Source organism: Anaerocolumna sp., assembly GCF_032079385.1.
In the GTDB taxonomy this organism is placed as follows: domain Bacteria; phylum Bacillota; class Clostridia; order Lachnospirales; family Lachnospiraceae; genus Anaerocolumna.
The window spans coordinates 263019-278677 of sequence record NZ_DAMAUC010000001.1 but is presented as its reverse complement, the minus strand read 5'-3'; the positions used below and the strand labels follow the sequence as shown (position 1 = coordinate 278677).

11 protein-coding genes and 1 riboswitch are annotated in these 15659 nt (G+C 33.7%); of the genes, 4 read left to right on the top strand and 7 right to left on the bottom strand.

Annotated elements, in window-relative coordinates; genetic code table 11:
- Window positions 1-229: 229 nt before the first annotated feature.
- The gene (locus RT261_RS01160; protein WP_313128290.1) at window positions 230-1144 is read left to right on the top strand and encodes an AraC family transcriptional regulator; all 915 of its coding nucleotides are present in this window, start codon (window positions 230-232) and stop codon (window positions 1142-1144) included.
- Window positions 1145-1332: 188 nt separating this feature from the next.
- The gene (locus RT261_RS01155; protein WP_313128288.1) at window positions 1333-2493 is read left to right on the top strand and encodes a hypothetical protein; all 1161 of its coding nucleotides are present in this window, start codon (window positions 1333-1335) and stop codon (window positions 2491-2493) included.
- A gap of 138 nt (window positions 2494-2631) precedes the next feature.
- Here RT261_RS01155 and RT261_RS01150 read toward each other — a convergent pair whose 3' ends face one another.
- The 4 genes from RT261_RS01150 to RT261_RS01135 all read right to left on the bottom strand — a co-directional run bounded on the left by RT261_RS01150 (window position 2632) and on the right by RT261_RS01135 (window position 8644).
- The gene (locus tag RT261_RS01150) at window positions 2632-5160 is read right to left on the bottom strand and encodes a SpoIID/LytB domain-containing protein (RefSeq protein WP_313128285.1); all 2529 of its coding nucleotides are present in this window, start codon (window positions 5158-5160) and stop codon (window positions 2632-2634) included.
- A gap of 410 nt (window positions 5161-5570) precedes the next feature.
- The gene (gene dapB, locus RT261_RS01145) at window positions 5571-6326 is read right to left on the bottom strand and encodes a 4-hydroxy-tetrahydrodipicolinate reductase (RefSeq protein ID WP_313128282.1); all 756 of its coding nucleotides are present in this window, start codon (window positions 6324-6326) and stop codon (window positions 5571-5573) included.
- Window positions 6327-6474: 148 nt separating this feature from the next.
- Window positions 6475-7365 carry a 4-hydroxy-tetrahydrodipicolinate synthase gene (gene dapA, locus RT261_RS01140; protein WP_313128280.1) on the bottom strand — a complete coding sequence of 297 codons (891 nt, stop codon included), beginning with the start codon at window positions 7363-7365 and terminating at the stop codon, window positions 6475-6477.
- Window positions 7366-7661: 296 nt separating this feature from the next.
- Window positions 7662-7834: riboswitch (Lysine riboswitch) on the bottom strand.
- Between the two features lie 177 nt (window positions 7835-8011).
- Entirely contained in the window at window positions 8012-8644 is a 633-nt protein-coding gene (locus RT261_RS01135; protein WP_313128277.1) for a single-stranded DNA-binding protein, read from the bottom strand.
- 380 nt (window positions 8645-9024) lie between these two features.
- Here RT261_RS01135 and typA point away from each other — a divergent pair, with 380 nt between their 5' ends.
- Both typA and RT261_RS01125 read left to right on the top strand, forming a co-directional pair.
- Window positions 9025-10863, top strand: a complete 1839-nt coding sequence (gene typA, locus RT261_RS01130) for a translational GTPase TypA (RefSeq protein ID WP_313128275.1) — start codon at window positions 9025-9027, stop codon at window positions 10861-10863.
- A 22-nt stretch (window positions 10864-10885) separates the two neighbouring features.
- The gene (locus RT261_RS01125; protein WP_313128544.1) at window positions 10886-11794 is read left to right on the top strand and encodes a DUF2156 domain-containing protein; all 909 of its coding nucleotides are present in this window, start codon (window positions 10886-10888) and stop codon (window positions 11792-11794) included.
- Window positions 11795-12349: 555 nt separating this feature from the next.
- Here RT261_RS01125 and RT261_RS01120 read toward each other — a convergent pair.
- The 3 genes from RT261_RS01120 to RT261_RS01110 form a co-directional block, all read right to left on the bottom strand.
- Window positions 12350-13138, bottom strand: coding sequence for a type II toxin-antitoxin system antitoxin SocA domain-containing protein (locus RT261_RS01120; protein ID WP_313128272.1), 789 nt, complete (start codon window positions 13136-13138; stop codon window positions 12350-12352).
- A 175-nt stretch (window positions 13139-13313) separates the two neighbouring features.
- On the bottom strand, window positions 13314-14432 hold the full coding sequence (gene ytvI / locus RT261_RS01115) for a sporulation integral membrane protein YtvI (protein WP_313128270.1): 1119 nt from the start codon (window positions 14430-14432) through the stop codon (window positions 13314-13316).
- A gap of 385 nt (window positions 14433-14817) precedes the next feature.
- Window positions 14818-15657, bottom strand: a complete 840-nt coding sequence (locus RT261_RS01110) for a metal ABC transporter permease (RefSeq protein WP_313128268.1) — start codon at window positions 15655-15657, stop codon at window positions 14818-14820.
- Window positions 15658-15659: the final 2 nt, after the last annotated feature.

The following is a 15659-nucleotide window of genomic DNA, read 5'->3' as shown; positions in this document are numbered from 1 at the left end:
CATCTCTTTGCAGATGCAGCACTGTAATCGTAACTTTTCCAGCCTTACCTGTTATGGTTTGTCCCTCCTTTCATGCTTATATATGTACAATATCATTTTCATTTTTATAAACAATGTAATTTTTGCTATCTTCTTTATTAATGTTGCTGTATAATAGACATAATAAACAATTAACAACTATAATTTTAATGTTTTTATGTAATACCCTTACAAAACAAAGGAGGAAATCATGAGCAATAACCGCTATAATTTTAAGACCGACAACGAATGTGAAGCGTCCATGATACCCAAGGAGAACTCCACCCTTTCCTATACTTTTAATCCTGATGGCAAACATAATAATCAGGCAATTCATGTTACTTTACTCTATGTAGCAATCTCCAAATTCGGGAAAGACTGGATAAGCCTGCCCCATTCCCATAACTTCACAGAGTTCTTTTATATCACCAATGGAACCGGAAAATTCTCTGTGGAATCAGAGATCCTTGATGTGAAATCCAATGACCTCATTATCTTAAATCCCACCATCGTACATACCGAAATTTCAAATCCTTCAAAGCCAATGGAATATATTGTACTGGGCGTGGAGGGAATTCAGTTTCAGACAGAAAACCGAGGTTGTATCCTTTTAAACAATTCCGTTTATAAGTCTGATTTGCATCTTTACTTTAATACCCTTGCACATGAAATGAAATGCGACCAGCCATACCGGGATTTTGTGTGCCAGAACTTATTAAATATCATCTTTACCATCATTCTTCGAAATGATGCCTTTAAGGTTTCTATAGTCACCGGACCCCGACTGACAAGAGAATGCCGTATAGCGAAAAAGTATATCGATGATCACTATAGTGAAAATATAACATTGGAAACTTTAAGTTCTCTTGTTCATTTAAATAAGTACTATTTTGCCCATAATTTTGCCAAACAGTTTGGAACTTCGCCAATTAATTATCTAATTAAGAGACGTATTGACGAAAGTAAACATCTACTTGCAAATAATAATTATTCCTTATCCTCAATTTCTCAAATTGTGGGTTTTTCATCTCCCAGTTATTTTTCACAGGCATTTAAAAGAACTACCAAAATGTCACCTCAGGAGTATAGAAAAACATACCAGGATTCCAGTTTAGTTTCGCGCTAAATCTTTAAACATGAGTATTATAAAGCGCAGCTGTTATTAAGCAAAAAAAATAATAATATATGTATTTACAATCCAAATAAAGTATTATATACTAGAAAATATTTGAAGTATTGGTAATTTAAACTATCCGCTCATCATATACTTGGGGGTAAGTGGTCAAAAAAATTTTAATAGGAAGGGAGACCTTTATGTTCAAATTAAGTAAAAAGTTATTTACAGCTATCTTACTGGTTACTGTTTTAATGGGATCATTAAACGTACAAGCTGCAACCGTGAATGAGGATTCAAAACCCCTGGAACACAATACGATAACAACGGAAAAGGATCTCGACAAAGATTTTAATTATTATGATGTGGTCTTTGAAAATGATGCCAAAGAATTAACCTATCCAGTAGAAGTGGCAAAACAAGGTGTATTATTAATTACTTTACAAGGAACTGACCCTAACTTCAGCAGTTTAACTGCACAATTATATGAAGATGCAGGGCTTACCAAAAAAGTGGGCAAAGCAATCTATTTAAACAGTGGTACGGAAGAAAAAATGGGTATTGCCGAAGTAAAAAAAGCCGGAACCTATTATATTAAATTAGAGTTCCTCAGAAAATATGATTATAAAGAACCGCTTAGCTTTAACTTACAATTAGATTTAATACCAGGCGGTACCAGAGAGATTAAGAAAGATGTCACTAGTTTTGCATATCAGGATTATGATACCAGTGAGAACTTATATAAAATAGTGGTTAATAAAACTGGACTGGTTGCGTTAAATATTGCATTCGATAAAGAGGAAATACAATCAGCCAGATTTACCTTATTAAACAGCCAAAAGAAAGCAATTTCAGAACAGGTAAGTGTATATACCGAAAAGGATAAGAGCGGTGCCTATGGTAATACTCTAAGTCAATTTTATGCATTAACAAAAGGTACCTATTATGTCAAAGTTGATGTAAGAGGCGGTTTACACACAATAAAATACACGCTTTCAAATGTAACAGATAAATCCGGCGCTTCACTCAGCAAAGCAGCAGCCATAAAAGTTGGTGGTTCTGCAGTAAGCGGAATCTGTACAAATGCTGATAAAAAGACCAAGGAAGATTGGTATAAATTCACTTTAAGTAAAGAAAAAGCTATTAAAGTAAGCATAGATTCTAAAGTAGACGGAAAGTTAATGGCAGAAGTATGTGATTCAAAGGGTAAAACTGTTTGGTATGGAAGTTTCTATTTATATAGCGGTGTACAATCCAAAGAAGTAGAATCCAGCGGTAAATGGAGCAAAGGTACCTATTATATCAAGGTTTATAAAGCCGATGAAAAAAGTTCAGGATCTTATTCCATTAAAGTAAAATAAAGTAGCAAAAATATGGAGCCTCCAGTTTATTAAGACTGGGGGCTCTATTTAACCTCATCAGGGAAGTCCCCCTGCTTCTGCAAGGGAGGGGCTTCCCTGTTTCAACAGGCGTTTAAAAACTCCTGCAGGAATGCTACTCTAATATATAAATCCCAATCCGGCTCCGGTATAATAATGTTTTAAAATATCTTCATAGGAAATACCGGCATCAGCCATAGCCTTTACACCGTTTTGGCTCATTCCAACACCATGCCCATAGCCGCCTCCATAGAAGGTTATTTCCTGCCCATTCTTATCCATTACAAAGAAGGCACTTGGCAGCATTGTAAGACCTGAAGTAGTGCTGTCATCCTGGCGGGATATCTCATCATAAAGAGGGGCCAGTAAAGTTCTGATATTGTATTCCGTGGATACTTTAACGGTGGTCTTTGAACCAATCAGCAAAACTTCTGAAAGAACCCCGCTTTTCTCCCGCTTATATACTTTAATATCTTTTAACTCTCCAATGGTACTTACCGGAATACTTTCAAACACCTGATTTCCTCCGTCTTTATCTACTAAAGTTTGAATCAATTCTGAATTGGCATTATATCTGGATTCTAAACTCTTTTCAATGGATTTTTGTAAATTGCTTAAAGACATAGTAACCTTCCAGCGATACCATGGGAATTCGCTGTCATAAGTATCTTCTTTGGGATCTAATATAAAATTTCTAAAAGTTTCTTCGGTGGAAAAATCAGGTTCGTTTTCTTTCACTGTAGAAGCAGCAATCACTTTACCATCTTTTACATCATATTTGCTTTGAAGTTTTCCTACCAGATATTCGCTTTTTCCTCCAGTTCTCCAAACTTCTTCGATGGAAGCAGTGTGTCCGCTGGAAGTCGAGAAATAATAAGCCGTTATAACAGATCCACCATATTCGATTACTTTTCCATAGGTATCTTTCACTGCCAGAATGGTATTGTCATTCTCAGCAATGTTGTTATAAACTTGGTAAGATACACTGTCATCTACATGGGCACCATATTGTCCGTAACTGTTGGCTAATAATTGGTTATAAGCATAACTTCTGGCACAAATTGCCTGTACCTTCAGTGCCTCCAGACCATAATTAGTAGGCATCTCACTTGGAAGAACTGCATATAAGTATTCTTCCAGAGGAAGTTCATTTATAATAATAATTCCTTCCTCCCCAGCGGATATTTCAATACTTCCCCTGTAGGACGGTTTTCCACCGGAACGCTCCAGTGATAATAATTTAATTTTACCATTTTCTGATTTTGGCCTAATAAAGATACGGTTATTTTTCAGTACTTCATCATCTTTCTTAAATGTAAGTTCAGAACCAGCTTTATAACTTACTTCCTTCTCACCAATAGTTACAGTAAAATCTTTTGTTCCCGAAAGAACTATTTCATCATGGAAAATTCCCGCAAATTTATTGGTTTTTAATAATACCCGAATATTTTGTGCTTTAATTGGCTCTGTAATTAAGGCAGCAACAATCTCACCTTTTGCTACAATAAAGTCCGTAGCTTCATAACCAACTAAAATACTGTTTGTTAATTCCATGGATAATTCATCGTATATTTTGTATATCTTATAATTCTTATGCAGGGGTAACTTTCCATAGCCTTGTACTTCAATAAAATCTTTATTTGCCACTAATACTTTTCCCTCTATTTTATCCGGTTTGATACTCATTTTAATTATCTTGCCGTCTTTCATAGTCAAGTCACCAATACATCCGGATACTTCTTTGGACAGTGGGGATTTAGTGGAAAAATCTTTATATACATTATGCAGAAAAACAGATACACTATCGCCCTTCCCCTGAGTAATCCACACATTGCTTAAAAGAGTTTCTTCGCCCAAAACTTCCTTTATATAAACTAATTCGGAACCCCTGACTAATGCAGTTACAGGATAATCAATGTATTTTTCAAGTTGAAATTCATTATCTGCAAATAATTCATCGGAAGACCTCTCTCTTCTTTTCTTCTTAGAATCCTCCAAACCAAGCTTTTTCTTATCTTCTGTTGCTATATTTAAAGTACCGTCTGAATAAAATTCTTCATAGCTTTTACCTGAAATAAAAGAATAATTTCCCTGATCAGTAACCATCGTGGTTTTATCTTCTGCTCCTTCGGATAAAGAAGGGTTATTGGGATTACCAAGTATGAACAGCTTCTTTTCTGTAATAGGCGAAGTACCTTCCGGCAGCTCCGTTAATATACATTCATATAAATTAAGGAACTCCTCTGTTAACACTGCTTTATTAGTTGGCTGAGACTGTAAATCAAAAGATAGGTTATGTATAATAGTACCTGTTTCTAAGCCTAATTCACTGGCGGCTAATTTTAATAAAGACAGACATTGTCCAAATTTTAAATATTTAATACTATCATCTTTATTATCTTTCTTCTGGTCCGATTTATTTTCACTGTAATCTTTCGGTAATCCTAATATTTCACTCACTGCATTGGTATCTATACCTAAAAATTTTAGTAAATCAAAGGTTTCATTAGCGGTTATCATGTCACCATCTCGTAAGATTACACTGCCATCTGACGTATCGCTTCCAAATAATCTTTTAAATAAATTTCCTGCAAAAAATAGTAAAAGAACAACGATACAAATTCCCATAATCATTAATTTTTTTTTCATATAAGCTCCCATCCATGCATTGCCAGGCATATTTGCTGTCGTTTTATTATAATAAGCATAGATTATACTTCATGCTTGTATTACAATTATATACATGCCGAATGAGAATATGTCAATGAAATCTAAAAAAATGTACAAGATTGGGCAGAAAGAATTATGACATTTTCTTTATTTCTTCCTTCTTTTAATGCAAATATATCCAGAGTGGATATATCATTTTTAATAATACTCTCCCTTTGCGAAGAAATTGTGAACAATTTGGTAAAAATATACAATTCACAGTTTTTTCACAATTTATTTTTATGTTTTTATACAATTTGATAATCAAAAAAAGTCCTCCTGTTAGAACGAATCTAAAGACTCATTCATAACAGGAGGATAACTTTAATTCCACCTATTCATTGAGCACATTACCCTATTACATCACTCATCTGATACAATCCAGGTTCTTTTCCTGCAAGGAATTTCGCTGCCTGAATTGCTCCCTTGGCAAAAACGGCTTTGGAATAGGCTGTATGCTTAAACTCAATTACTTCATCGGTACCTGCAAAAATAACTTCATGCTCACCCACAATGGTGCCGCCTCTTACTGCGGATATTCCAATTTCTTTCTTTCCCCTTGGAGCAAGTTCCTTAGAGCGGTCATATTGGTAGGTGTATTCTTTGTTTAATACTTCATTAATGGCATCCGCCAATAATAAAGCCGTTCCTGAAGGAGCATCCACTTTCTGATTATGATGCTTTTCCAGTATTTCTATATCAAAGTCTGCTGCAGTTAATATCTGTGCAGCAGCCTGAACTAATTTCAGCAGTGTATTGATTCCCAGTGACATATTCGCTGATCTTAAAATTGCAACCTTTTTGGAGGCTTCTATGACTATGGTAATCTCTTCTTCTGTTAACCCTGTTGTACATAATACAATGGGCACATTCTTATTCTGGCCATAGAAAATCATATCCTCTAATCCTTTAGGTGAGGAAAAATCAATGATTACATCTGCATCCACGTTACAATGCGAAAAAGATTTGAACACCGGATATTCATTCTTTGCTATACCATTTAAATCGATTCCTGCAACGATTTCTGCCTGCTGGTCATTAACTAATAACCCTGAAATAACCTGGCCCATCTTGCCGTTGCAGCCTCTTAATATAATCTTCGTCATATTTCCTCTTTTCTGCGTAATAACAAAACTTTGTCTTACTGCGATTTACATCTGAAAAACTATTCAGACTCTTTTCTAGATAAAGTGATTGCAGCATCCCACTATACAATCTTAATATTACTAAAATATATGAAATTTTGCAAATAGTTTATGCTAACTGTATTCCAAATTCCTTCATAGCCTTAATTAGTTTTTCTTCGTTTTCAGGTTCCATATCTGATAAAGGTTTTCTTAATCTTCCAGTCTCAAAGCCCATTAAATTAGCGGCTGTTTTAACCGGTATGGGGTTAACCTCACAGAATAATGCTTCTACTAATGGAATAGCTTTTAATTGAAGTTCACGGCTTCCTTTTATATCACCTTCAAAGAATCTGGCAACCATATCATGGGTTTCTCTTGGTGCAATATTGGATAATACAGAGATAACACCTAAGCCGCCTAAGGATAATAAAGGAAGAATCTGATCGTCATTACCGGAATATAAATCTATATTTCCTTCCGTTAAACTCATTAAGCTGGCAACTTGAGCAATATTTCCACTAGCTTCTTTAATTCCAACAATGTTATCCACATTTTTCACTAAATGTGCCACTGTTTTGGGGAGAAGATTACAACCAGTTCTTCCCGGTACATTGTACATAATAATAGGCAGGTCAACTGATTTTGCTATATCTGTATAATGCTCAATTAAACCTTTTTGAGTTGCTTTATTATAGTATGGTGTTACTACCAAAAGTCCATTCGCTCCATATTTTTCTGCTTCCTTTGATAAATAAACCGCTGTCTCCGTACAATTAGAGCCGGTTCCTGCTATAACCGGTATACGCTTATTTACCTTATTCACAGTATAACGAATACATTCTAAATGTTCTTCATGAGTGAGGGTAGACGCTTCTCCGGTTGTTCCACAGATTATAATACTGTCTGTTCCGTTTGCGATCTGATACTCAATTAATTCACCCAGTTTTTCATAATTTACTTCCATATTCTCTTTAAATGGTGTTATGATTGCAACACCAGCACCTCTAAAAATTGCCATGTGGCACCTCCTAATTAATATGTATCATATCTACGAGTTGTACCCTTGCCTTCTAATGAATATTTAACCATACTTTCATAGAAAGAAACCGACTTTGACTATTTCAATGAGCTTGATGTCTCAATAATAATGCTCTCATTGTTATATTATACGGTATTAGCTTATCCAATGATTCATGCTGTGGAAATTGCTAATTTATGCATAAAAAAAGCCGACGATGAGTCGACACTAAAGAATAGGATTGTATCACCTTAAACCAGGTTGCATTATGATCCATGGTTATATTGGCTTGACATTCTTTAGGTAGCACTCCATCAGATATGATGACAGTCATATAGTTATTAACCATAAGCCCAACCAAGATAATGCAGAGTTATCTTAATTTCGGCATCTTTTCCTTTCTATTACAATCCTCTATGTCTGCCATATCCTGTAATATAGTCTTAAAAGATGCGCCTCTACCAAATACTTTATTCAATTCTGTATTTATTGCCTACATCATAGCATTATGTATATAGGTTGTCAATACAAAGTTATATAAACAGCAAAAGCGAAAAGAAGTACACCATATGTACGCATAGGGAAATCCTACACTGATTACTTATGATGTACTTCCTTCCTTTAATAAAGTGTCCTTCTATATATGTTAAAATTCTTCTAAATACTCTAATTTACTAACGGATACTTCATAAGCCACCCGCTTTTCAAAATCATTTTCACCAATCTTCTTCTGATATTCTCTGCTTTGTATTCTGCCCCATACTTGGATATGACCGCCAACCGTGAAATTTTCCGCAAATCTTGCATTTCTGCCCCAACAGATGCAAGGAATGTAATCTGATTTTCCATAAGGACGGTTAACGGCAAGCAGAATATCTGCAATTTCCCTTCCCAAAGGAGTTTTTCGATAAACTGGCTGTTTACAAACAAAACCATCCAGGAAGATATAATTAGGCCTCGCGCCCTCCATATCTTCTTCACATACTCTGATTTCTCTTGCAAACACTGATAAAACCAAACGATTCTTGTTGTCCTCATGACGGTTATAAGATCTAAACTGGCCATTTATTTCTACATATTTGCCCTTTAAATCTTGTTTTACGTCTATCAGACGTTCTGATATCATAATTGGAATGATATCATTGGAATTACTTAAGCGACTTACGGCTACGTCTAAAACGTAAAACCCTTCCCCAAATACGTCATGGCTGAATACAAAATCGCCTGCAACCTCTCCTGCAATACTTACTTGATTGTTATCAAATACTTTATCTGTCATATCGTATGACTCCCTTCTCTTAATCCTGTTCTGTACAATATCGATTGGTACCCCAACACTTTATTGTCTTGAATTCAAGATAAATTATTATCCACTAATATATGTATGCAGGAAATGTACTTTTTAGAATAAAAACTTGAAAAATTATATATATTATTTTAATATTCCCTAATTAATTGTATTGTAAACGTAGGTAAAGCAACATTTTGATAAAAATTTACCGAAAGCTAGGAAACTGCTTGTAAATTTTCACTTTTGTGTTACAATAGTTAAGTTAGATTTCTTTTGTATTTTTTGTAATATAATGTAGAAAACTTAATTTATATCATATACATTTTTGGGTATTAATAAGTTTAACCCAATAGGAAGGATTTTTTATAATGAAAAGAGAAGATATACGTAACATTGCAATCATAGCCCACGTTGACCATGGTAAAACAACCTTGGTAGATGAGCTGCTAAAGCAAAGCGGTACTTTTCGTTCCAATCAGGTTGTACAAGATAGAGTCATGGACTCTAACGATATTGAAAGAGAACGTGGAATTACTATACTGGCAAAAAACACTGCCGTTTTCTATAATGGAGTAAAGATTAATATTATTGATACTCCTGGACATGCCGATTTCGGAGGAGAAGTAGAACGAGTATTAAAAATGGTAAATGGTGTTGTATTAGTAGTAGATGCTTTTGAGGGAGCTATGCCTCAAACCAAATTCGTTCTTAGAAAAGCTCTGGATTTAAATTTACCGGTTATCGTTTGTATTAACAAAATGGATCGTCCGGAGGCAAGACCTCAAGAAGTTATAGACGAAGTGCTGGAATTATTTATTGACCTAGATGCTTCCGAAGAACAATTAGACAGTCCTTTTATATATGCATCTGCCAAGAAAGGTGTTGCTGTACTTGAAATGGATGATGCTCCCGAGAACTTGCAGCCTTTATTTGAAACAATTATTAATTACATTCCCGCTCCGGAAGGAAATCCGGATGCAAACACTCAGGTATTAATCAGTACCATCGATTATAATGAGTATGTAGGCCGTATCGGTGTGGGTAAAGTAGATAACGGTACCATTAAAGTGAATCAAGAAGTTGTTTTAGTAAATGCTCATGATCCCAATAAGAGCCAAAAAGTAAAAATAAGTAAACTATATGAATTCGAAGGCTTGAAAAAAGTTGAAGTAAATGAGGCAACCATAGGTGCTATTGTGGCTATATCCGGAATTCCTGATATTCACATCGGTGATACCATCTGCTCACCAGAGAATCCTGAACCAATCCCATTCCAGAAGATTTCTGAACCGACTATTGCTATGGACTTTCTCGTAAATGACAGCCCATTTGCAGGCCAGGAAGGTAAGTTTGTAACTTCCAGACATCTAAGAGATAGATTGTTTAGAGAATTGAATACCGATGTAAGCCTTCGTGTAGAAGAAACAAAGACCACTGAATGTTATAAAGTTTCTGGGCGTGGTGAATTACATTTATCCGTACTAATTGAGAATATGCGCCGTGAAGGCTATGAATTTGCCGTAAGTAAAGCAGAAGTTCTTTATAAATACGACGATAAAGGTAAGAAATTAGAACCAATCGAAAGAGCTTATATCGACGTACCCGACGAATTTTCCGGCAATGTTATTGAAAAGTTAAGCCAAAGAAAAGGTGAACTTCAAGGCATGGCAAATGGAAGCGGCGGTTATACCAGATTAGAATTCTTAATTCCCGCCAGAGGACTGATAGGATACCGTGGAGAATTCATGACCGATACCAAGGGTAATGGTATATTAAATACCATATTTGAAGGTTATGGCCCATATAAAGGCGACATTCAATACAGGAAACAAGGTTCCTTAATTGCTTATGAAACCGGTGAGGCAATAACTTATGGATTATTTAATGCCCAGGAACGTGGTACCTTATTTATTGGTCCTGGTGAAAAAGTTTACTCCGGTATGATTGTTGGGCAAAATGGAAAAGCAGAAGATATTGAAGTAAATGTATGTAAGAGAAAACAGCTAACCAATACAAGATCATCCAGTTCCGATGAATCCTTAAGACTTACTACGCCTAGAGTATTAAGTTTAGAGCAGGCTCTTGAATTCATTGAAACAGATGAGCTGCTGGAAGTAACACCAACTAATTTAAGAATGCGTAAAAAAATATTAGACCCAACACTACGTATGAGGGCGAAAAGAAACAGCCAAAATAGTGATAAATAGTAAGGGAGGTAATTTTGTGGATATGGAATTTAAGAAGTTCTCGATCACTGATGGCGCAAAGTTTCAATCCTACGCAAATTTAAGACCGGTCTATCTCTCAGAACGCCAATTTGTCAACCAATACATTTGGCAGGATTATTATGATACACATTACTATTGTAATGATACCTTTTTAATGTGCGTTACCGGGGAGAAGAAAGGATTCTTTCCCATGATGCCATTGTGTAAAGAAGAGGATATTCCCATGGTATTTACTATGGTGAAAGAATATTGGAATACGGTTTTAAACAAGCCATTGAACATGTACCTGATTGATCAGACTTTTCTTGAAACTATAAAAGCCATTCCCGGATTCGAAGAAGAATTTAAGGTTGTAGATGACAGAGATAGTTATGATTATATTTATGATGCACAAAAACTAAGGACTTTGAGCGGTAAGACCTATCACAAGAAGAAAAATCATGTAAATTCCTTTATGAAAAAATATGAAGGACATTATGAATATAAAGTTCTTGACTGTTCAAACATTAAAGAAATTGAAGATTTTCATGATAAATGGTTAGAAAACAGGGATTATGAAGATAAGCATAACAGTATTCGAAGTGAAGAAAATGGAATTCATAATGTCTTCCGTAATTGCGGCTTTTTTGATACCAGAATGGGAGGGGTTTATGTAGATGGTAAATTACAGGCCTATTCCATTGGCAGTTATGCTCCGGATATAGCGTGTGCTTTTATTCACATTGAAAAAGCAAATATCAACATTCCTGGCTTATATAACTACATTAATCAACAATTTTTAGTGCATTCTTTCCCTGATGCACAGATTGTCAACAGAGAAGATGATTTAGGTCAGGAAGGACTTAGAAAATCGAAACTATCCTATAAACCAATTCGATTTGAGACGAAATATCATGTTTATCAAAAATAATTTAATATCGGAAATGTTAATATTAAAAATGATTTATTATCAGATATAATTTATTATTAGAAGATAATTTATTATTGAAGTAATTTATTATTAGAAGTAATTATTATTAGAAGTAATTTATTATTAGAAGTAATTTATTATTAGAAGTAGTTTATTATTAAAAGTAATTCATTATTAAAAGTAATTCATTATTAAAAGTAATTTATTATTAAAAATAATATTTTGACTTTGATTATTATCAACTGTTAATTATGCGTATAACAATTTTTTAATAATATATTGTTATACGCGATTATTTTTTCCGGCAGTAATTTATCGTTATTGAAATACTATCAACGATAAAAAATTGAATAAGGAAAGGCGAAGAATCTTGTTCCTATGAACGATTCCAAGGTCAGTTTATTTAGGAGAATTCATGAATTCTCTACCTTTTATTTCTTTATGAGATTACAAAAGTATCTACATAAAATAGACTCGCATTTGCAATCTTCTATATATTATTTAAAATAATATACTATTGTTTTGTTTTCTTTATATCTTCTTATCCAACCCAGCTTACAAGTCTCTTATTAAATTAATTCTCTGATCCGGATACCGGTATATTTCATTGAGACTGTATATATTATAATAACTGAGAACTTCCTTGAAGTAATTTTTAATTGCTTCTTTTGATACGACTTTGTTGCTATCTTTATCTCTGGATATTCTTAATAAAGTTCGCTCATAGGTATGTAATGCTTTCAAGGCTTTTGTTCCATACCACGAAAAATACTCCACTACTCTTTCAATTAGTTTGGTCTCCTCTGATTTTAAGCGGCTCATATCTATTTCTAAAAAGTTAATACCGTGCTTTTTTAATTTATTATAGACATCGGGATAAGGTACATAATTAAAATTTATAATATAGTCCTCTTCAAATAACTCTTTATCATACAAAGCCAAGGAGAATGCCTGTGAATAATAAAGCAGCCACTGTATATAAGAAGGACAAACTTCTCCTTCTGTCAGATTTATAATATACTGTGTTACCAGACTAAGCTTTGTCTCCATAATCTTAGTCAAGACAGCCTTTTTGCTTTTATTAAAAGCGACACCGGTAATATTGTCCTTGTTACGGGTTAAAATATCCAAATAATAGTAGGGGTCATTAGCAATTGTTTTTAGTTTATTAGAATATTCCAAAGTAGGAACATCACCTTCAATATAACGTATTATGGTAGTTTCTCCCCAGCCCAATAATTTTGATAAAGGTTTTTTACCTATATTAAAATTATCTAGAATTCCCCTAATTTCTTCAACAGAAATAATAGCTACAGAAGTAGTTTGTAAACCAGTTTCTCTCATGGTATAAACCTCCAGTATAAAAACTTTTATATTCGCGCCTATACTTTGATGTTATAGGATATGATATATAATTTTTCTACTTTGGTCAACCACGAAACCATAAAATTCCTTTTTATTTTAGTTAAATTTCGTTTTAAAATATATTTTAGTATTAATCGACACTATAAATATCTCTTTAAAACTTTCTAAATTCATTTATATCGTTAACAATAATTTTTACTCCCTTTATTAAAGTATCAAATAAGCCTAATTTGTATAAACTTACCACAGCCATTCCAATGGGTATACCAATAATCATTCCAAATACATTCATAAACCGATATCCAATAAACATAAATATTAGTGTTGTCAGTGGATTAAGTCCGATACTGTCTCCCACCATCTTTGGCTGTAATATTTGTTTTACAATTTGACAAATTAAATACATAATCATAAGGAAAATTGCCTGGGAGTAATTTCCTACCAAAACATCGATCAAAGCCCAAGGCCAAAATACTGCTCCTGTTCCAAAAAACGGAAGAAAATCCAAAAAAGCAATGCCAATAGCAAGTAAAAAAGAATAATCAATTCTCAATATTTCAAATCCAATAAAAATAATAAACGTTATAACTAACATAATTTTAAATTGCGCTTTAAAGTACCCACCAACTGCAGTTTTAAAGTTCTCCACTACCAAACTATAATAATTTCCCAGTGTTTTAGGTATGAATCTTTTTACTTCACGAATAATGTTATCTCTCTCCGCAGTAAAGAAATACGCTGACAAAATGGTAATAATGGTCATTAAAAAGCCTTCCATTACATTTTTAGCCAAATTACCTGCCCTGCTTATGGTAATTGGAGCAGACTTGGAAAGTGATTCTCCATATTGCGACAAGCTAACACTGAATTTATCCACAAAGTCCTGAACAGAGGAAGGTAAAACTTTATAGAGTCCATTTAAATTAGCAGATAATTGCTCAAACTTCACTTCCAGGCTCTCATATATATGTGGCAAATCTCTGGTCAAGGATACTGCTTCTTTTCCTATGAAATAAGTAACTGCAGACAGTGCCCCAATTACTATAAGAATAACAGCTATAATAATAATGGCAGTTCCATGCTTTCTTATTATTTTTACCTTTTTTTCCAAAAAGCGAACCAATGGATTGGCTATCAAAGAGATAATCCAACCTATAAAAAAAGGCATAAAAAACCGAATGAAAGGCGGAACAATGAAAACAAGAAATAATATTCCAAGTACAAAGAGTACCAGATTTAGCGTAATCTTAAGATAAACAATCCAATTCTTCATTAGTTTTTCTCCATTCCTCATAATAAAAATTTTGTGTCTTAATAATATTATACCCACAAAAAATTACCATGTAAATGGGTTTTCCAATCTTAAGAAATTGTTTAGTTTTATCTTTCCAAATAATTCAACCACTCATCTTTTAGTTCTTCATAATCTTTTTGAAATGCCTCTGCATATTTTGTTAAATATGGCAATATATTCTAAATGCTAATTCATCTGGAGAATTCAACAAATAGTTTGAAACATGTTATGAAGTGACCTTAAAATTAAATATAAAAAACCTATCGCTAATGTAATGATCGCGATAGGTTACATATATCAAGAGTCTAAGTCAAAACCTCTCTTGGGGTTATGTTTTATTTTAATTAATTTAAGAGTTATATTACTATTTTAAGTAAGGCTTACATACTAAAGTCAAAAAGAATATAGCAGAGGCTATAATAACAATGGTGGGCCCCGTTGCCGAATTATTATAGTAGGATAAAATCAATCCAAGTATTCCTGAGAAAACTGAGATTAATACTGAGAAAAGATGATATTCTCTCATGTTGGAGGATATATTCCGGCTTGCTGCTGCTGGCAGGATTAATAGCGCATTAATAATCAGTATTCCCACCCATTTGATGGAAAGCATAACAATAAGAGCAATAATCACAACAAACAGGTTGTCAATGAAGGAACAATTAATGCGTTTGCTCCTTGCTAATGTTTCATTTACACTGATTGCATGGAGTTTATTAAAAGCACCATACCAGAAAACTAAGGTCACTATGAATATAAACAATAGCAAAAATATTTCTTTGGGTGTTATACTTAATATATCACCTACTAATAGGCTGGAATACTTTGAGAAGTTACCGCCTTTGGATAAAATAACTAAGCCGATTGCCGTACTTAAAGAAGCAAAAACAGAGATTACCGTATCCGTTGATACTGTTTTTCTTCTTTTTATTTTATTTAATAATAAGGCAAATATCACCGCAAAAAGAACCATTGATAAATTGGTATCCTGAATGCCAAATATAATTCCAATTGCCATTCCGGTTAAAGCAGAATGGCCTAATGCATCAGAAAAGAAAGCCATTTGATTATTCACGATCATGGTTCCTAAGATTCCAAATAAAGGAGTTATAATCAGGATTGCCAAAAATGCATTTTTCATAAAATCATAGGTAATCCAACTAAAAGGTAATAATGATTCTAATATATTATATATGTTCTCCATAC